The organism is Streptomyces sp. NPDC006743 (genome assembly GCF_040703815.1).
Classification (GTDB): Bacteria; Actinomycetota; Actinomycetes; order Streptomycetales; family Streptomycetaceae; genus Streptomyces.
This window is the reverse complement of record NZ_JBEYJA010000030.1, coordinates 15,105-34,527: the sequence shown is the minus strand read 5'-3', so window position 1 is coordinate 34,527 and position 19,423 is coordinate 15,105. Positions and strand designations below refer to the sequence as shown.

The window sequence follows — 19,423 nt, the reverse complement described above, 5'->3', positions numbered from 1 at the left end:
TGCGGCCGGCAGCCGGCCCGCCACCCGGCGGCGACCGGCCGCCGGGCGCGAGGAGCGGACAGTGCCCCCGGCCCTCGGTTCCGGGGGTCCGACCGCCGAGCGGATCCCGTGGAGCGGAAGCCGCGGGGAGCATGTGCTGCGGCGGTCTACCGGACCAGGCAGGGCCGCTTGGCGTCGAACTCCCAGCCGGGGACCAGGTATCGCATGCCGGCCGAGTCGTCCCGCGCGCCCAGCGCCTTCTCCTGATACAGCTCGTGGGCGGCGAGGAGCCGGTCCATGTCGATCTGTACGCCGAGACCGGGTGCGTCGGGGACCGCGATCTCGCCGTCGACGATGCGAGGCGGCGCCACGGTGAGCTGCTCCAGGCCCTCCTGCCAGATCCAGTGGGTGTCCAGGGCGTTGTACTCCCCCGGTGCGGCGGCTCCGCAGTGGGTGACCATCGCCAGGGAGATGTCGAAGTGGTTGTTGGAGTGGCAGCCCCAGGTCAGGCCCATGGCGTTGCAGAGCTGGGCCACGCGCACCGAGCCCTGCATGGTCCAGAAGTGCGGGTCGGCCAGCGGAATGGAGACGGACTGCAGAGCGATGGCGTGGGTCAACTGCCGCCAGTCACAGGCGACCATGTTGGTCGCGGTGGGCAGGCCGGTGGCGCGGCGGAACTCGGCCAGGATCTCACGCCCGGAGTAGCCGTCTTCGGCTCCGCAGGGGTCTTCGGCGTAGGCGAGGGTTCCGGCCAGGGGCTTGCACAGCTCGACGGCCTCGCGCAGCGACCAGGCGCCGTTGGGGTCGAGGGTGATGCGTGCCTGGGGGAAGCGCTCCTTGAGAGCGCGTACCGCCGCGACCTCCTCGGCGCCGTCGAGGACGCCGCCCTTGAGTTTGAAGTCGCGGAAACCGTAGAGCTCGTGGGCGGCCTCGGCCTGGCGGACCATCGCCTCGGGGGTCAGGGCCTCCTCGTGGCGGATGCGGTACCAGTCCACCGGTGCGTCGGGGGCGCGGTGGTAGTCGAGGTCGGTGCGGTCGGGGTCGCCGACGTAGAAGAGGTAGCCGAGGACGCGGACCGTGTCGCGCTGCCGGCCGTCGCCGAGGAGGGCCGCCACCGGTACGTCGAGGTGCTGGCCCAGGAGGTCGAGCAGTGCCGACTCGACAGCGGTGACGGCGTGCACGGTGGTGCGCAGGTCGTAGGTCTGGGCGCCGCGTCCGCCGGCGTCCCGGCCGGCGAAACGGTCCTGGATCTCGCGCAGGATCCGCTTGTAGTCGCCGACCTTGGACCCGGTCACGAGGGATTCGGCGTCGCGCAGGGTCTGGGTGATCTTCTCGCCGCCGGGTACCTCCCCGAGGCCCGTGCGTCCTTCGGAGTCCGTCAGGACGAGGACGTTGCGGGTGAAGCGGGGGGCGTGGGCTCCGGAGAGGTTCAGTGCCATGGAGTCGCGGCCCGCCACGGGGTAGACGGCGAAGGCGGTGACGGTCGGCTGCTTGGTGTTCATGCTTGCTTCGGACTCCTTGGGAAAGGTGTCGGCTCGGGCGGAGGATCGGCGTGCGGTTCAGTGTCACAGGCCGAGGCCGGTGACGGCCCAGGGGCCGGCCGGGGTCCCGCAGAGGCCGGGGAGGCCGGCCCGGCGTCGCACCCGGCGATGAGCCCCTTCTCACCTCGCGGATCCCACGAGACGAGCCGGGCTGGCCGATGTCCCGGTGTCCGGGTCTCGACCGGCTGCGGTATCCGGCCTACCGTCCATACGGAGCGGCTCACTTGTGGTTCCCGCACACATGCCCTGCCGCTGTGTCGGCTCCCTGGTGTGGGCCGCCGTGCTGGGACGCGGTCGTGGACACGCGAGGAGGGGGTCTTCACCGTCGGCTTCGCGCACGACGCGCCGTCCTCGTGCTCGCGCACGACCTGCTACGGCCGGTACACCGCGCCCCGAGTACGCGATGACGCCGTCCGGCGGTTACGACGACCGTCCCGGGCGCCTGGGTCCCGGCTCGCGCCACGCCGTCCGGTACGGCGCTTGTCACCGTCCCGCCACAGTCACCGACCGATGAAACCCGCCCGCGGGGCCCGTTGTCTGTCGGGGTGTCAGCAGATCTCCGCGGCCGAGGACGCGCGGTGCAGCAGGCGGTGAGGGAGATCTGGAAGGAGAGCGGGAACGGCCCCTTCAGCCGGTATGTCTTCGGCCGGCTGTGGCCGGACCGGGCCGGCGCGAAGGCCCGCGATCCGATCACGGCGTGGACACGGGCGCGCCCCGACCTGGTGCTGGCCGAATGCAGTGATCTCGGCGCGCACCTCGCGTGGGGGCGCCGCGCGAGACGATCGCCGCCGCGGTGACGGCCACCCTCGGCACCCCGCACCACACCGCAGCGCTGCGTTGCGCGCGGGCCGAGCTGTCCCGGCTGCCGCCGCTCGACCTCACGGAACTGCGCGACACCGCGGCCTCGCGTGCCGTCGGCTGACTCGTGGGCGAACGGCCGTCCGGCCGCGGGCAGCGGCTGTGCCACTGCCCGCGGCCGGAGTGCCGGGTCAGCGGACGTGCACGGTCACCACGTCAGAGGCGTGCAGGCGCTTCGGGTGCTGGTCGTGCTTGCTGGTCAGGCCGTACAGCACCGCGCGGAACTTCAGGTCCCCGCGGCGCGCCGAGGTGCCGTGCGCGGTCACCCGCACGTCGCCGTCGTGGACGGCGCTGCAGTTCTCCTGGTGCCAGCCCTCGCCGAAGCCGTTCTCCTCCAGGCACAGCTGGTGCAGGAAACCGGCGCTGTCGTCGTCGCCCTGCGCCGTGACCGTGATCGTCTTGCCGACGTGCGCCGTGCGGGGCGCCGTGACGTCCACGTCGCCCTTGGCGAACGCCGGAACAGCGGCCAGCGTCACCGAGGCCAGACCCAGCGCGCCGATCACGGCCATCCGGCCGTAGCGTGCCTTCGTCCCGGCCTTCTTCGTCCTGGTCATGGACTTCCTTCCCGCGGGTCTCCCCCATGGCGAGGCCCGCTCCCCTGTGTGCGACGGCGCCCTGTTGCGCCCTCGCCGACCATTCAGATGGGCATGATCCGCGGCCCGTTGCGCCGGGCGGGCGCCGTTACAGATCCAGGACAATGTCCACCGGCGGGCTGGGGCGGGCCGGTTGGCCGTCGGGGTGAGCGATCCGCCGTAACGTCCCGCTCACCTGGGTCAGGGCTGGATGTTCTCCAGGTCCTCCAGGAGGGCGGGGTGGGCCGGCTGCCAGCCGAGGGCGTCGCGGGTGCGGGCGCCGGACGCGGGCTGGTCCATGGCGAAGATCGGACCGAACGGGCCGAAGGTCTCCTGCGGAACCTGCTCGACGGGCAGACCCAGGCGCCGGCCGATGACGGTGGCGATGTCCCGCACCGCGTCGCCCTCGTCGGCGACCGCGTGCCAGGACGTCCCGGCCGGTGCCGATTCGAGGACCAGGCGGAACAGGACCGCCGCGTCGAGCGCGTGCACGGCCGGCCAGCGCTGGGTGCCGTCGCCCGGGTAGCCGGCCACCCCCGTGCGGCGCGCCGCCTCGGCCAGCAGCCCGGCGAAGCCGCCCTGTCCCCGGTTGTGCACCGTGCGCGGCATGCGGACCGCCATGCTGCGCAGTCCGCGCTCGGCGAGATCCAGCAGTGCCGTGACCGATCGGCCCCTGCCGCCCACCGGCCCGTCGGTCGGCAGCGGATCGGCCTCGGTGGAGGCGCGGCCCGGCACCCAGGGTGTACCCGAGACCGTGACGACCGGGCGGTCGCTTCCGATGAGTTCCTGCCCGAACGCGGCCAGAGCGGCGCTCTCCTCGGCGACGGCCCGCGCGAGCGCGTCCGGGCTGCTGTAGTCGCGTCCGAACGCCAGGTTGATCACGCCGTCGCACTGCGCGGCGCCGGACCGCAGGACACCGACGTCCGCCAGGTCTCCGCGCAGCACCTTGGCGCCGGCGCTCTCGAGGGTGTGCGCGGAGGCGTCCGAGCGGGCCAGCGCGAGAACGGTGTGGCCGTTGCCGAGCAGTTCGGCGACCACGGCGGAGCCGATGGTGCCCGTGCCGCCGGTGACGAAGACGTGCATGAGTACTCCCTGAAAGTGATGGGACTCTTGTCCCGTCACTGACACTACACGGTGACGGGACAAGAGTCCCATCACCTATCCTGTCCTCATGGCTAGATGGCAACCAGGGGCGACCCAGCGACTCGTCGTCGCGGCCGTCGACCTGTTCACCGAGCAGGGGTACGACGCGACCACGGTGGCGCAGATCGCCGAGCGCGCAGGCGTCACCAAGAGCACCTTCTTCCGGCACTTCTCCGACAAGCGGGAGCTGCTGGTCGCCGGGCAGGAGACGCTCAGCAGGCTCCTCGCCGACGGCATCGCGGAGGCGCCCGCGGACGCCAGCCCGCTGCAGGCGGTGGCGGCCGGTCTCGAGCGCGCGTCGAGCGCCATGGGACCGGCCAACCGCGAACTCGGCCCCCGCCTCGAGGCCGCCGTGGCGGCCAGCACCGAACTCCAGGAGCGCGACGCCCTCAAGAGCGTCGGTCTCGCGGCCGCGATGACGGCCGCGCTCGTCACCCGCGGCGTCCCCGAGCCGACCGCCCATCTCGCGGGCGAGCTGGGAGTCCTCGCCTTCAAACGCGGCTACGCCCGGTGGTGCGAAGGCGACCGGGACGACGCGCGAGGACTCGCGCCGCACGCCCTGGCGGCCCTGGACGACTTGCGCGCGGCAACCGCGTCACTGGGCTGACCGGCGCCGTCCGCCGGCCCTGCCCGAAGCGCTGCGGCCCTGGACCGGCGGAGCATGCTGCTCCGCTGCCAGGGGCCGGGCGCGCCCCTTCACGCGCCCCGCCCGCCGCCGCCCCACCGCACCGCTGCCCCACCGCACCCCGCCGCACCGCGCGACCCCACCCCGCCGCGCCACCGCCCCGCTCGGCGGTCCGGCGGTCCGGCGGTCCGGCAGTCCGGCAGTCCGGCAGTCCGGCAGCCCGGCAGCCCGGCAGCCCGGCCGGGCCGTAGTACCGCGGTATCACCGGCCCCCCGGGTTTCAGCCCGCGGTACCACCGGATCGGGCGGATCACGGACTTAGCGTGAGGCAGGAGGCGTCGGGCGTTTCGGACGCCGGAGTCCGGAAGAGGGAACGCGAATGATCGAGGCACAGCAGCTCACCAAGAGGTACGGGGAGAAGACCGCCGTCGACGGTCTGGACTTCACCGTGCGGCCTGGCACGGTGACCGGCTTCCTGGGGCCGAACGGCGCGGGCAAGTCCACGACGATGCGCATGATCGTCGGACTCGACGCGCCGACCAGGGGCTCCGTCACCGTGAACGGACAGCGCTACGCACGCCACCGGGCGCCGCTGCAGGAGGTCGGGGCGCTGCTGGAGGCGAAGTCGATCCACCCGGGCCGCTCGGCCCACCACCACCTGCGGGCGCTCGCGCTCACCCACGGGATCCCGCGCCGCCGGGTCGACGAGGTCGTCGGCCTCGCCGGTCTCGGCAGCGTCGCGAAGAAGCGGGCCGGTGCCTTCTCGCTCGGCATGGGCCAGCGGCTCGGTATCGCGGCGGCCCTGCTCGGCGATCCGCAGACCGTGATGCTGGACGAGCCGGTCAACGGGCTGGACCCCGAGGGCGTCCTGTGGATCCGGAACCTGCTCACCTCCCTCGCGGCCGAGGGGCGCACGGTGTTCGTCTCCTCGCACCTGATGAGCGAGGTGGCGCTGGTGGCGGACCACCTGATCGTCGTCGGGCGCGGCCGGCTGCTGGCCGACACGACCGTGCGGGACCTGGTGCGCGAGGCGGGCGGCGACACGGTGAAGGTCGCCACGAACGACCCGGCGCGGCTGCGGGACGTGCTGGCCGGACCGGGCGTCGACATCACCGGCCGCATCGGCTCCGAGGAACTTCAGGTCACGGGGGTGTCCGCCCGCGAGATCGGCCTGAAGGCGGCCGAGCACGGGATCCCCCTGTTCGAGCTGACCACCAAGGCGGTGTCGCTGGAGGAGGCGTTCATGGAACTGACCCGGGACGCCGTGGAGTACCACGGTTCCACGACCCGCACCGAGACCTCAGGGAGCGCCGCATGAGCACCCTCACGGCCACACCCGAGACCCCCGAGTCCGCCCCCGCCGCCCCGGCCCGCCCCGCCTACCGGGTGACCGGACGGCGTGTGCTGGCCTCCGAGTGGGCCAAGCTCTGGTCCCTGCGCTCCACCTGGATCACCCTCGGCCTGGGCCTGCTGTTCCTCGTCGCCTTCGGTGTCATCGCCGCGAGCCACTACAGGTCCGACGTCGGCTCCGGCCGCCGCCTGGACCGCGACTTCGCCACGTCCACGGCGCTGAGCCTGTCCCTGTTCGGCACGAACTTCGCCCAGCTCGCGCTCGGCGTGCTCGGCGTGCTGGTCACGGCCGGCGAGTACTCCACCGGCATGATCCGCTCCACCTTGGCGGCGGTGCCGCGCCGGCTGCCTGTGCTGTGGTCGAAGGCGGCCGTGTACGGACTGGTCGCCCTGGTGGTCGCCACGGTGGGTGCGTGCGCCGCCTTCCTCGTCGGCAGCCGGATCGTGTCCGGCACACCCGCCGCCCTGGGCATCACTCACGCCGGTGTCGTCCGTGCCCTGCTGGGCGCCGGGCTCTACCTCGGACTGGTCGGGGTGATCGGCACCGCCCTCGGTGCGCTGCTGCGGTCGGTCGCCGGCGGCATCTCCGTCCTGGTCGCCGCCCTCATGCTGGTGCCCGGACTGGTCTCCCTGCTGCCCACGTCATGGCAGGGGAACATCACCCCCTACCTGCCGAGCCACGCGGGCGAGTCGGTCTTCGCGCTGACCCATGACTCGACGGCGCTGTCCCCCTCCGCGGGGCTGCTGGTCCTCCTCGGCTGGACCGCTGCGGCGCTGGCCGGTGCGGCGTACCGGCTGGTGCGCAGCGACGTGTGAGCGGCGGCAGCCCGCATCATGGGCTGGTGACATCAGTGACCGCCGGCACCCCGGTGCCCGCCGCGCCCGCCGTGCCCGCCGACGACCTCGGCGGGATGGGGCCGCTGGTCGCCCGGCTCGGCCGGGCCGGCCAGCGGCTGCGGCACGCCGACCGGGCCCGTCCCTGGGCGCTGGACACCGCGGTGGTGGTGCTGGTCTTCCTGCTGTTCTGCGTGCCGGACCTGCTGCACGCGCTCGGCGTGATCAGCGGCGGCGGCGACGGCGACGGCCCGCGCCGCTTCCGCCTGCTGTTCACCCGGCTGCCCGTGGCGGGCATGCTGGGTCTGCAGACCGGGCTGGTGCTGCCGCTGCTGTGGCGGCGCCGGGCACCCGCCGTGGCCTTCGGCGTCATAACGGCCGTGTTCGTCCTCCAGTGGTCCCTCGGCGCCGCGCTCCGTGCGGACGTCTCGCTCTTCGTCGCCCTGTACAGCCTCACCCTGCACGGCCGGCTCCGGCAGCTGCCGTGGGCCTGCGCGGCCATGGCGGGCGCATTGAGCCTGGTCGCCGCGCGGGTCTCGGCGGTGATCTCGGTCTGGGACGCACTGTTCTTCCTGCTCAGCACGGCGACAGCGGCGCTTGCCCTGGGCCTGATGGTCCGCATCCGGCGGGCCCAGCTGGCGGGGCTGCGCGACCGTGCGACCCGGCTGGAGATCGAACGCGACCAGCGCGACCGACTCGCCGTCGCGGCCGAACGGGCCCGGGTGGCCCGGGAGATGCACGACATCGTCGGGCACAACCTGTCCGTCATCATCACGCTCGCCGACGCGGGCGCCTACGCCACGGCCACCGCTCCGGCGCGGGGGGAGGAGGCCCTGCACCTCATCGGCGACACCGGCCGCCAGGCCCTGAGCGAACTGCGGCGGGTGCTCGGCGTGCTCCGCGAGGCGGGCGAGGCGGACGGCGAACCCGAGCTGCGCCCGCAGCCCCGGCTCGCGGACATCGACGCGCTGTGCGAGGGCGTGCGCGCCGCCGGGCTGGAGGTCCTCTATCGTACGGCCGGTGATGTCGACGCCCTCGACAGCGGGGTGCAGCTGACCGTCTACCGCATCGTTCAGGAAGCCCTCACGAACACGCTGAAACACGCCGGCGCGGGCGCGCGGGCGACCCTGGCGATCGTGGCCGAGGACACCCGGCTGACCATCGCGGTCCAGGACTCCGGCCCACCCGGACCGGCGGTCCGTCCCGGCACGACGAACGAGGAAGGACACGGCCTGGTGGGCATGCGGGAACGCGCCGCTCTCTACGGCGGACACGTCAGCGCGGGTCCGGCGGGCCCGGGATGGACGGTGCGCGCCACCCTCGACCTGGCCCCCCGGGGCGGTGCGCGATGACCACGGTGCTCGTCGTGGACGACCAGCCGCTCCAGCGGTACGGCTTCCGCATGCTCCTGGACTCCGTTCCCGAGACCGATGTGGTCGGGGAGGCCGGGCACGGGGCCGAGGCCGTGCGCAAGGCCGCCGAACTCCGCCCCGACGTCGTCCTCATGGACGTACGCATGCCGGGCATGGACGGCATCGAGGCCACCCGTCGCATCGCCGCCGCGGGAGACCGTTCCCGGGTCCTCGTGCTGACCACCTTCGACCTCGACGAGTACGTCTACGCGGCCCTGCGCGCCGGGGCCAGCGGCTTCCTCCTCAAGGACGCCCGCCCCGAGGAACTCCTCGCGGGCATCCGGGCCGTGGCGGTCGGCGACGCGGTGATCGCTCCCGCGCTCACCCGCCGTCTGCTGCACGAGTTCGCCCGCATCGTCCCGCCCCCCGGGGACGGGTCCGCCGAGGACCCGCGCCTGAGCGCCCTCACCGACCGCGAACGCCAGATCCTCGTCGCCATCGGCAAGGGCTGGACCAACGGTGAGATCGCCACGCGGTTCGTCCTGTCGGAGTCCACGGTGAAGACGCACGTCGGCCGCGTCCTGTCGAAGATCGGCGCCCGCGACCGCGTCCAGGCGGTGATCTTCGCCTACGACCACGGCCTGGCCCGGCCGCACGCGGACTGAGCCCCGGCGGCGACGAGGCCCACAGCCCCGGCCCGAGCCGGCCTGATGCGGACCCGACCCGACCCGGCCGGGGAACCGGTCGGGCAGCACCTGACCGGTTCCCCGGCCGGGGCAGGACCCGCCCTGACCGACCGGACGCGGCGGGACCGGACCTGACCGGATCGGACGCGTCGGGACCCGACCTGACCGGCCCGGACGCGGCGGGACGCGCCTTGAGCGGATCTGCGGATCTGCGGATCTGCGGTGCGGCCGGGCCGATCCGGCCGGCACCACCCCCCTGCGGTACCCCTGACCGGCAACGAGGGCGGGCGCGGCAAACCCGCGCCTGGCGATGTCCGGGCGCACGGGCGCGCGACGTGCGCAGGTGCGGCGCCGCCGCCTTCATGCCGAGCCACGTGCCTTTCCGGTTCACGGCGATGACACGCCCCACGGACCGGTGTCCGTCCAGTGGATCTCCCCCCGGCCCCTCCCACTCCCACCTGCTTAAGCAAAGCCGAAAGAAAAGCCTGCTCAACTTCTTGACCGCGCCATGACGGCCGGGCATGGTTCCGGAGAGCGCTCTCCCGACCCCGCGCTCCTCCCCCTCCCCTCCCCAGGAGACGACTTCATGTCCCCACATGCCCCGGACACGGTGCTGCCCCCAGGAAGAAGGCGTTTCGCTCCCGCGCGCCCGGTCACGGTCGGCGCGCTGGTGGCCGCGCTGGTCGGCGCCCTGCTCGTCCTGCTTCCGGCCCCCGCGGCGCAGGCCGCCGCCGTGCTGCTGTCCCAGGGAAAACCCGTGACGGCGTCCAGCCAGGAGAACTACGGGACCCCGGCCTCCGGCGCCGTCGACGGCGACCTCACCACCCGCTGGTCGAGCGCCGCCTCCGACCCGCAGTGGATCCGGATCGACCTCGGTGCGCCGGCCGCCGTCAGCCAGGTGGTGCTGCGCTGGGAGACCGCGTACGCCAAGGCCTACCGCATCGAGCTGTCGACCGACGGCACCAGCTGGAGCACGGCCTACTCCACCGCCTCCGGCACCGGCGGAACCGAGACGCTCAACGTCTCCGGCACCGCCCGCTACGTGCGCATGTACGGCGTGAGCAGGGCGACGCAGTACGGCTACTCGCTGTGGGAGTTCCAGGTGTACGGCGGTACGGGTGACGGCGGCCCCACCCTGCCGGGCGGCGGTGATCTCGGGCCCAACGTGCACATCATCGACCCCTCGACCCCCGACATCCAGGGCAAGCTGGACGCGGTCTTCAAGCAGCAGGAGTCCGCCCAGTTCGGCACCGGCCGGCAGGCGTTCCTCTTCAAGCCCGGCACGTACAACAACATCAACGCGCAGATCGGGTTCTACACCCAGATCGCCGGCCTCGGCCTGCGGCCCGACGACACCACCTTCAACGGCGACGTGACCGTCGACGCCGGCTGGGCGGGCGGCAACGCGACCCAGAACTTCTGGCGTTCGGCGGAGAACCTCGCCCTGCGTCCGGTCAGCGGGACGGACCGGTGGGCGGTCGCCCAGGCGTCCTCCTTCCGCCGGATGCACGTCAAGGGCGGCCTCAACCTCGCGCCCGCCGGCTACGGCTGGGCCAGCGGCGGCTACATCGCCGACAGCAAGGTGGACGGGACCGTCGGACCGTACTCGCAGCAGCAGTGGTACACCCGGGACAGTTCCGTCGGCGGCTGGACCAACGGCGTGTGGAACATGACGTTCTCCGGTGTGGAGGGTGCGCCCGCCACCAGCTTCCCCGCACCCCCGTACACCACGCTCGACACCACTCCGGTCTCCCGCGAGAAGCCGTTCCTCTACCTGGCCGGCAGTGAGCTGAAGGTGTTCGCCCCGGCCAAGCGCACCGACGCGCGCGGCACCACGTGGGCGAACGGCGCCACGCAGGGCCAGTCGGTCCCGCTGAGCAAGTTCTACGTCGTCAAGCCGGGCGCCACCGCGGCCACCCTCAACGCCGCGCTCGCCCAGGGCCTGAACCTGCTGTTCACCCCCGGCATCTACCACGTCGACCAGACGATCCAGGTGAACCGGCCGGACACGATCGTGCTCGGCCTCGGTCTGGCCACGATCGTCCCGGACAACGGGGTGACGGCGATGAAGGTCGCCGACGTCGACGGCGTGCGGCTGGCGGGCTTCCTCGTCGACGCCGGTCCGGTCAACTCCCCCACCCTGCTGGAGATCGGCACCCCGGGTACCGGCGCGGACCACTCCGCGGACCCCACCACCCTCCAGGACGTCTACTTCCGCATCGGCGGTGCCGGCCCGGGCCGGGCCACCACCAGCCTGGTCGTCAACAGCGACGACACGATCATCGACCACACCTGGGTGTGGCGCGCGGACCACGGTGACGGCGTGGGCTGGGAGACCAACCGGGCCGACTACGGCGTCCGCGTCAACGGCGACGACGTCCTGGCCACCGGCCTGTTCGTCGAGCACTTCAACAAGTACGACGTCGAATGGCACGGTGAGCGCGGCCGGACCGTCTTCTTCCAGAACGAGAAGGCCTACGACGCGCCCGACCAGGCCGCGGTCCAGAACGGCACGACCAAGGGGTACGCCGCCTACAAGGTCGACGACTCGGTCACCACGCACGAGGCCTGGGGCCTGGGCAGTTACTGCAACTACACCGCGGACCCGTCCATCCGGCAGGACCACGGCTTCGAGGCTCCCGTCAAGCCCGGGGTGAGGTTCCACGACGTCCTGGTGGTCTCCCTGGGCGGCAACGGCCAGTACGAGCACGTCATCAACGACACCGGCCCGCCGACCTCGGGCACCTCGACCGTTCCGTCGAACGTCGTGTCCTACCCCTGATCCCTCCTTCCCCCGATCCCGGCCGCCGGGACCGTGCCGCCCCGGGCACGGTCCCGGCCACGACGCCCCCGCCGGGCCGGCCGCCCGCCCCGCACCCCGGCCCGGCGGGGCCCCTCCCGCAGCGAACCCAGCCGTCAGGAGCACCTCCGTGTCCAGACCACCCTCCGCGACCGTCTCCGCTCCACGCCGGGCAGCTGTGCCCCTGCTCGCGCTCGGCGCCCTGCTCGCCTCCTCGCTCACCGTCGCGCTCGCGCCGGCCGCACACGCCGCCGGCACCCTGCTGTCCCAGGGGAAGACCGCCACCGCCTCCTCGCAGGAGGGAGCGGGCTACTTTGCCGCCGCGGCGGTCGACGGCGACCTCACCGGGACCCGGTGGGCCAGCCAGTGGAGCGACCAGCAGTGGCTCCAGGTCGACCTGGGCCAGCAGTCCGTCCTCGACCGTGTCGTCCTGACCTGGGAGAGCGCCTACGGCAAGGACTACGAGATCCAGGCGTCCGACGACGGCACCGACTGGCACACCCTGAAGAAGGTGACCGGCGGTGACGGCGGCACCGACGACCTCGCCGTGTCCGGGACCGGCCGCTACGTACGGATGCAGGGGCTGGCCCGCTCCGGCGGATACGGGTACTCGCTGTGGGAGTTCCAGGTCTACGGCTCCGCGGGCGGCACCACACCGCCGCCTCCCGCGGGCGGCGCCGTGAAGGTCGAGGGGACCCAGGGCGACTGGCGCCTGACCGTGGGCGGCCAGCCGTACACCGTCAAGGGCGTGACCTGGGGACCCGCGGCCTCCGACGGCCCGGTGTACCTGCCGGACGTGAAGGCCATGGGCGCCAACACGATCCGCACCTGGGGCACCGACGGCTCCAGCGAGGCGCTGCTGGACGCCGCGGCGGCCGAGGGCATCCGGGTGATCAACGGCTTCTGGCTCCAGCCGGGCGGCGGCCCGGGCGCCGGCGGCTGCGTCGACTACGTGAACGACACGACGTACAAGGACAACGCGCTCACCGAGTTCGCCAAGTGGGTGCAGGCGTACAAGAACCATCCGGCGACGCTGATGTGGAACGTGGGCAACGAGTCGGTCCTCGGTCTGCAGAACTGCTACAGCGGCGACCAGTTGGAGGCACAGCGCAACGCCTACACCCGCTTCGTCGACGACGTCGCCAAGAAGATCCACGGCATCGACCCCGGCCACCCGGTCACCTCCACCGACGCGTGGACCGGCGCCTGGCCCTACTACAAGCGCAACGCGCCCGACCTCGACCTGTACGCGATGAACTCCTACAGCAACGTGTGCAAGGTCCGCCAGGACTGGATCGACGGCGGCTACACCAAGCCGTACATCATCACCGAGACCGGCCCGGCCGGCGAGTGGGAGGTGCCGGACGACGCCAACGGCGTCCCCGACGAACCCACCGACGTGCAGAAGGCCGACGGGTACACCAAGGCGTGGAACTGCGTGAAGGCCCACCCGGGTGTCGCCCTGGGCGCCACCCTCTTCCACTACGGCACCGAGCACGACTTCGGCGGCGTCTGGTTCAACCTGGTGCCCGACGGACTGAAGCGGCTGTCGTACTACGCCGTGAAGCAGGCGTACACCGGCTCGACAGCGGGTGCCGACATGCCGCCGGTCATCAGCGGCATGAGCGTCTCCCCCGCCTCGGCCGCCCCGGCCGGCGGCGAGTTCACCGTGCACGCCGATGTCCGCGACCCCGACGGCGATCCGGTCACCTGCAAGATCTACCTCAGCGGCATCTACGCGAACGGCGACAAGCGGCTCGTCGAGGCGCGGTGGCGCTCCACGGGCGACGGCACCTTCGCCGTCACCGCGCCGCAGAAGCTCGGCGTGTGGAAGGTCTACGTCCAGGCCGAGGACGGACACGGCAACGCCGGCATCGAGACCAGGTCCGTCAAGGTCGTCGCCCCGCCGGTCGACGGGACCGACCTCGCGCTGAACCGGCCGGTGACCGCCTCCTCCTTCCAGCAGTCCTACGGCGACTGCCCGTGCACCCCGGCGCTGGCCGTCGACGGGGACACCGGCACCCGCTGGGCCAGCGACTGGAGCGACCCCCAGTGGATCCAGGTCGACCTCGGCGCGTCCAAGGCCCTGCGCAGGCTCCAGCTCGTCTGGGACCCCGCCTACGCCAAGTCCTACGAGGTACAGGTCTCCGACGACGGCAGCACCTGGCGCTCGGTGTACACCACCACCGCGGGCGACGGTGACGTCGACACCTTCGACGTGTCGGCCACCGCCCGCTACATGCGCCTCCATCTGACGGCGCGCGGCACGAGCTGGGGCTACTCCCTCCATGAACTGGGGATCTACGGCTGACCGCTGTGCCCCGGACCCCGGTGGCGTGGCCCGGCCGGCACCGTGGCCCGCCACCACCGCACCGATCGCACCACCCGCGCGACACGTTCGACAGGTCCGACAGGTCCGACGTGTGCGACACACGTGTGCGGCCCCTGTGACCCGTGTGCGTGCGCGCGGGCCCTCTTCCCATCCCACGGGCAGGAGACCCCATGAGATCGAGTCCGAAACGGCTTCCCGCACTGCTCCTCGGCACCGCGCTCCTCGCCGCTGCCCTGGGCGCCGGCACCATCGCCTCCGCCTCCGCGTCCGGAGACGGCGGGCGCGAGGTGCCCGTCGCGGCAGCCGTCTCCCGCGCCGGGCACACGATGGCGGTGTCCACCCAGGCGTCCGCCGACGACCCGGACGGCGACGGCTACATACCGGCCCCCGTCCCCGTCACCGGCGTCACACCGTCGTCGGCCGACCCGCCCCACCGCTACTTCCACGAGTTCCAGGCCAACTGCTCGGTCACCCACACCGCCCCCGACGACCCGATCGTCTACCCGGGCCAGCCCGGCAAGTCGCACGACCACACCTTCATGGGCAACACCTCGACCGACGCCCACAGCACCACGGCCTCCCTCGAGGGCGGCGCCACCACCTGCAAGGCGCCCGGTGACGCCTCGGGTTACTGGATGCCCTCGCTGTTCGAGGGCGACCGGAAGATCCTGCCCGTCGGGCCGCAGACGATCTACTACAAGTCCGGTGTCACCGACTACACCAGTGTGCGGCCCTTCCCCAAGGGGCTGCGGTTCGTCGTGGGCAGTCCGATGCAGAGCGCGGACGAGTTCCGCCGCCACCCGGGCTTCGTGGAGGGCTGGGAGTGCGGCGACAGCTACTTCAACACCGACTTCCCGGCGAGCTGCCCCGACCGGGCCGACGTCCAGCTCAACATCCGCTTCCAGGCGCCCAGTTGCTGGGACGGCAGGTACCTCGACACACCGGACCACAAGAGCCACATGGCCTACCCGGTCGTCAGACCCGGCACCAACGACAACGTGTGTCCCGCCGATCACCCGGTGGCGGTGCCGATGATCGAGTTCAAGATGGCGTTCCCGGTCAACGGTGACATGAGCCAGGTGCGCCTGGCCAGCGGCCGCGGCTACTCCTTCCACTACGACTTCTTCGACGCCTGGGACGACGCCACGCTCAAGGCGCTGGTCGACCACTGCGTCGTGGGCGGCCTGCAGTGCGACGCCCGCGGCTACGACCAGACGCACCCGGAGGCGGGTGCGGCCCTCGACGAGAACTACCGGCTGCCCTGAGCGCCGGCCCGGTCCGCGCGCACCGGCCGGTCCCGCGCGCACCGTGCGGGACCGGCCGGGCCTTCGGCCCGCTTCCCGCCGAGGGGAACGGCCGCCACAGCACACCAAGGGGTGGGGATGAACGACGACAGGGGCACGGGCCCGGGCGAGCGCATGAACGGCGACGCGGACGGCGACCTGACCGACCGGCTCGTCGGCAAGCTGAGCCTGGCGCAGAAGGTACGGCTGCTCACCGGGGCCACTACGTGGCGCACGGCCGCGGAACCGGACATCGGGCTGCGGCAGATGGTCTGCTCCGACGGGCCGGCGGGCGTGCGCGGGGAGAGCTGGGACGAACGGCGGACCTCCGCCCTGCTGCCCTCGGCATCGGCCCTCGGCGCGCTGTGGGACGAGGAGCTGCTGACGGAACTGGGCACGCTGCTGGCCGCCGAGGCCGTCCGCAAGGGCGTGGACGTCGTGCTCGCCCCCACGCTCAACCTGCACCGCAGCCCGCTCGGCGGCCGCCACTTCGAGTGCTTCTCGGAGGACCCGGAGCTGGCCGGGCGCACCGGCGCCGCGCTGATCAGGGGCATCCAGGCGCAGGGCGTCGCGGCCGCGGCCAAGCACTTCGTCGCCAACGACTCGGAGACCGAACGGCTCACGGTCGACGTCAGGGTCTCGCAACGGGTGCTGAGGGAGGTGTACCTCGCTCCGTTCGAGCGGGCCGTGGAGGCCGGGGTGTGGCTCGTCATGGCAGGCTACAACAGCGTCAACGGCACCACCATGACCGCCAGTCGCCTGCTCGGGGAGGTCCTCAAGGACGAGTGGGGTTTCGACGGGGTCGCCGTCTCCGACTGGGCGGCCGTACGGAGCGCTCAGGAGCCGGGCCGCGCCGCGCTCGACCTCGCGATGCCCGGCCCGGACAGCCCATGGGCGCGCTCCCTGGCCGACGCGGTGACCGGCGGGCGGGTGCCCGAGCGGTGCGTCGACGACAAGGTGCGGCGGCTGCTGCGGCTCGCCCGCCGCGTGGGCGCCCTCGGCCCCCTCCCGCCGCGCCGGACACCGGCGGCATGCGCGCGCGGCACCCGCGCGCTGCTGCGTCGTACCGTCGCCGCGGGCTGTGTGCTGGTGCGCAACAGCGAGGGCGTGCTGCCGCTGGACCCGGCCGCGCTGTCGACGGTGGCCGTGCTCGGAGCCCATGCGGCGACGCCCCGCCTCCAGGGCGGCGGCAGCGCGGGCGTCCATCCCCCGGGCTCGGTGACCCCGCTCGACGGCATCCGTACCGGGCTGCGCGGCCGGGCGCGGGTGGTCCATGTGCCCGGCCCGTCGCTCGGTCTGCCTCCCGCCCCCGTCGAGGCGGACGTGTGCACCGATCCCAGGTCGGGCACGCCGGGGGTGCTGGTGCGGCTGCTGGACCGGCACGGCCGCGAACTGCACGCCGAACACCGCTTGTCCGGCCGCCAGTTGGAGCCGCCTGTGGTGCCCGGCGCGCACACCGTGGAGATCAGCGCACTGCTGCGGCCCAGGTGCACCGGCGAATGGAGTTTCGGGGTCGGCGGATTCGGCCGCCTGTCGCTCAGCCTCGGCGAACAGGTGCTGCTGAACGGCGACTTCCCCTGCCGCACGGACGATCCGGCGGCCGTCCACGTCACCCCGCCCGTGCACACCGTCCGGGCGTTCCTGACGTCGAGGCGGCCGGTGCGGCTGACGGCCGGACGGGAACTGGTGGCGGGCACCGGACGTGCCGTGGTGCTGGCCGCCGCGCCGCCCGAGGAGGACCCGGAGGCGGCGCTCGCCGCCGCGGCCGGTGCCGCCCGGCAGGCGGACGCGGCGGTCGTGTTCGTCGGCACCACCGAGCACAGCGAGACGGAGGGCCACGACCGCACCGGGCTGTCCCTCGGCGGCCGGCAGGACGATCTCGTCCGCGCGGTGGCCGCCGCCAATCCGCGCACGGTCGTCGTCGTCAACAGCGGAGGCCCCGTCGAACTGCCCTGGCGCGAGCAGGTGGGTGCCCTGCTGCTCGCCTGGTTCCCGGGCCAGGAGGCGGGCGGGGGCGTCTGCGACGTCCTCTTCGGCCGGTCCGAGCCCGGCGGCCGCCTCCCCACCACCTGGCCGGCCTCTCTGGCGGACGCGCCGGTCACGGACACCCGCCCGGCCGGCGGCCGGCTGGAGTACGCCGAGGGCCTGCACATCGGGCACCGGGCGTGGCTGCGGTCCGGGCGCCTGCCCGCGTACTGGTTCGGTCACGGCCTCGGCTACACGACGTGGGACTACGAGGCCGTGGACGCTCCCGCCCGGGCCACCGCGGGCCGCGCGTTCACGGTGCGGGTCGGGCTGCGCAACACCGGGCGGCGCACCGGCCGGGAGGTCGTCCAGGTCTACCTGGCACTCCCGGGATCGGCCGTGGAGCGGCCGGAGCGCTGGTTCGCCGGGTACGCCGAGGTCCGCGCGGAGGCGGGCGGGGCGGTGACGGCGGACGTGGTCGTGCCGGCCAGGGCCCTGCGGTACTGGTCCGAGGCGGACCGTGCCTGGCGCACGGAGCCGGGGACGTACCGCCTCATGGTCGGGCGCTCGGCCGGGGACCTGCGGTGGGAGGGCCCGCTGACGGTCACCGGCGGGCCGTGAGGCGGGGCTTTCTTGCCGTCGGGCCGCCGGGCCGTGCGCCGAGGGGCCCCGTCCGCCGGACGTGGTCCGGCGGACGGCGCCCGGTGCCCGCGGTGCGGGTCAGGCGGTGGCAGCACCTTCGCGGTGCGCCCGCACGATCTGCGCGTAGCGCCGCCCGCTCGTCTTGACGGTGCGCTTCTGGGTCGCGTAGTCGACGTGGACGAGCCCGAAGCGCTTGTCGTAGCCGTAGGCCCACTCGAAGTTGTCCAGCAGCGACCAGGCGAAGTAGCCGGCCAGCGGGGCTCCCTTGCGGACGGCGCGGGCGCAGGCCGCCAGGTGCTGCTCCAGGTAACCGGTGCGGCCGGGGTCGTCCACGCTGCCGTCGGGGGCGACGGTGTCGGGGAAGGCCGAGCCGTTCTCGGTGACGTACAGGCGGCGGACGCCGTAGTCGTCGGTGAGCCGCATCAGCAGGCTCTCCAGGCCGTCGGCGTCGATCTGCCAGTCCATGCCGGTGCGCGGGACGTCGGGCAGACGGACTTCACGGGCGTACGGGGCCGGGCCGGTGGGGTCGTCGGTGACCGTGGCCGGGAAGTAGTAGTTGAGCCCGTGCCAGTCCAGGGGTGTGGCGATGGTCTCCAAGTCGCCGGGCCGCTCCGGGAGTTCCACGCCGTACAGCTCCCGCATGTCGGCGGGGAAGCCGCGGCCGTGGACGGGGTCCAGCCACCAGCGGTTGGTGTGCCCGTCCATCCGCGCCGCCGCCGCGACGTCCTCCGGTCTCGTCGAGGCCGCGGCGACGGTGGAGTGGTTGGTGACCAGGCCGACCTGTGCGCCGGGGACGGCCGCCCGGACAGCCTGCGCGGCCAGGCCGTGGGCGAGGAGCAGGTGGTAGGAGGCACGGACGGCGGTGGTGAGGTCGGTGAGCCCGGGGGCCATCCGGCCTTCGAGGTGGCCGATCCAGGCGGAGCACAGCGGCTCGTTCAGGGTGGCCCACTGGGTGACCCGGTCGCCCAGGCGCTCGGCGAGGACCGAGGCGTAGCGGGCGAGGTGTTCGGCGGTGGCGCGTTCGCTCCAGCCGCCGCGGTCCTGGAGGGTCTGGGGAAGGTCCCAGTGGTAGACGGTGACGCTGGGGGTGATGCCCGCTTCCAGCAGACCGTCGACCAGCCGGTCGTAGAAGGCGAGGCCCTTGGCGTTGACGGGGCCGTCGCCGTCCGGGACCACCCGGGGCCAGGCGACGGACAGCCGGTAGGCGTTGGTGCCCAGCTGCCGCATCAGGGAGATGTCCTCGGGCCAGCGGTGGTAGTGGTCGCAGGCCGTGTCGCCGTGGTCGCCGTTGTCGGTCTTGCCGGGGGTGTGCGAGAAGGTGTCCCAGATGGACGGCGAGCGGCCGTCCTCGGCGACGGCGCCCTCGACCTGGTAGGCGGACGTGGCGGTGCCCCACAGGAAGTCCGGGGGGAAGGCGGCGAGGTCGATCGAGTCGGACACGGAGAACCTTTCGGGAGGAGCG

Annotated in this window: 15 protein-coding genes; 11 read left to right on the top strand and 4 right to left on the bottom strand. The window is 73.2% G+C overall.

Annotation, left to right across the window (positions count from 1 at the left end; all coding sequences use genetic code 11):
* Nucleotides 1-146: 146 nt before the first annotated feature.
* The gene (locus ABZ719_RS23380) at nt 147-1,481 is read right to left on the bottom strand and encodes an enolase C-terminal domain-like protein (protein ID WP_366727121.1); all 1,335 of its coding nucleotides are present in this window, start codon (nt 1,479-1,481) and stop codon (nt 147-149) included.
* A gap of 617 nt (nt 1,482-2,098) precedes the next feature.
* Here ABZ719_RS23380 and ABZ719_RS23375 point away from each other — a divergent pair.
* Both ABZ719_RS23375 and ABZ719_RS23370 read left to right on the top strand, forming a co-directional pair.
* A complete protein-coding gene (locus ABZ719_RS23375; protein ID WP_366727120.1) occupies nt 2,099-2,317 on the top strand; it encodes a hypothetical protein in 219 nt (72 codons plus the stop codon).
* On the top strand, nt 2,314-2,442 hold the full coding sequence (locus ABZ719_RS23370) for a hypothetical protein (RefSeq protein ID WP_366727119.1): 129 nt from the start codon (nt 2,314-2,316) through the stop codon (nt 2,440-2,442). The genes ABZ719_RS23375 and ABZ719_RS23370 overlap by 4 nt, the downstream gene beginning before the upstream one ends.
* Before the next feature lie 67 nt (nt 2,443-2,509).
* Here ABZ719_RS23370 and ABZ719_RS23365 read toward each other — a convergent pair whose 3' ends face one another.
* Nucleotides 2,510-2,932, bottom strand: coding sequence for a hypothetical protein (locus ABZ719_RS23365; RefSeq protein ID WP_366727118.1), 423 nt, complete (start codon nt 2,930-2,932; stop codon nt 2,510-2,512).
* A gap of 219 nt (nt 2,933-3,151) precedes the next feature.
* Nucleotides 3,152-4,033: an SDR family oxidoreductase gene (locus ABZ719_RS23360; protein WP_366727117.1), complete on the bottom strand. Its 882-nt coding sequence runs from the start codon at nt 4,031-4,033 to the stop codon at nt 3,152-3,154.
* An 88-nt stretch (nt 4,034-4,121) separates the two neighbouring features.
* Between ABZ719_RS23360 and ABZ719_RS23355 the strand changes: the two genes are divergently transcribed.
* From ABZ719_RS23355 to ABZ719_RS23315, 9 genes are all read left to right on the top strand, one after another.
* A complete protein-coding gene (locus tag ABZ719_RS23355; RefSeq protein WP_366727116.1) occupies nt 4,122-4,700 on the top strand; it encodes a helix-turn-helix domain-containing protein in 579 nt (192 codons plus the stop codon).
* A 396-nt stretch (nt 4,701-5,096) separates the two neighbouring features.
* Complete coding sequence (locus tag ABZ719_RS23350; RefSeq protein WP_366727115.1) at nt 5,097-6,035, top strand: ATP-binding cassette domain-containing protein; 939 nt, start codon at nt 5,097-5,099, stop codon at nt 6,033-6,035.
* Nucleotides 6,032-6,883: an ABC transporter permease gene (locus ABZ719_RS23345; RefSeq protein ID WP_366727114.1), complete on the top strand. Its 852-nt coding sequence runs from the start codon at nt 6,032-6,034 to the stop codon at nt 6,881-6,883. Before ABZ719_RS23350 ends, ABZ719_RS23345 begins: the two co-directional genes overlap by 4 nt.
* Nucleotides 6,884-6,978: 95 nt before the next feature.
* Nucleotides 6,979-8,253: a histidine kinase gene (locus ABZ719_RS23340; protein ID WP_366727169.1), complete on the top strand. Its 1,275-nt coding sequence runs from the start codon at nt 6,979-6,981 to the stop codon at nt 8,251-8,253.
* Nucleotides 8,250-8,918, top strand: a complete 669-nt coding sequence (locus ABZ719_RS23335; RefSeq protein WP_366727113.1) for a response regulator transcription factor — start codon at nt 8,250-8,252, stop codon at nt 8,916-8,918. Before ABZ719_RS23340 ends, ABZ719_RS23335 begins: the two co-directional genes overlap by 4 nt.
* A gap of 607 nt (nt 8,919-9,525) precedes the next feature.
* Nucleotides 9,526-11,721 carry a discoidin domain-containing protein gene (locus ABZ719_RS23330; RefSeq protein ID WP_366727112.1) on the top strand — a complete coding sequence of 732 codons (2,196 nt, stop codon included), beginning with the start codon at nt 9,526-9,528 and terminating at the stop codon, nt 11,719-11,721.
* A 148-nt stretch (nt 11,722-11,869) separates the two neighbouring features.
* The gene (locus ABZ719_RS23325) at nt 11,870-14,050 is read left to right on the top strand and encodes a discoidin domain-containing protein (protein WP_366727111.1); all 2,181 of its coding nucleotides are present in this window, start codon (nt 11,870-11,872) and stop codon (nt 14,048-14,050) included.
* A gap of 191 nt (nt 14,051-14,241) precedes the next feature.
* Nucleotides 14,242-15,336, top strand: coding sequence for a DUF1996 domain-containing protein (locus ABZ719_RS23320; RefSeq protein ID WP_366727110.1), 1,095 nt, complete (start codon nt 14,242-14,244; stop codon nt 15,334-15,336).
* Between the two features lie 153 nt (nt 15,337-15,489).
* Nucleotides 15,490-17,940, top strand: coding sequence for a glycoside hydrolase family 3 C-terminal domain-containing protein (locus ABZ719_RS23315; protein WP_366727168.1), 2,451 nt, complete (start codon nt 15,490-15,492; stop codon nt 17,938-17,940).
* Nucleotides 17,941-18,039: 99 nt separating this feature from the next.
* Here ABZ719_RS23315 and ABZ719_RS23310 read toward each other — a convergent pair whose 3' ends face one another.
* Complete coding sequence (locus tag ABZ719_RS23310) at nt 18,040-19,401, bottom strand: GH1 family beta-glucosidase (protein WP_366727109.1); 1,362 nt, start codon at nt 19,399-19,401, stop codon at nt 18,040-18,042.
* Between the last annotated feature and the right edge of the window lie 22 nt (nt 19,402-19,423).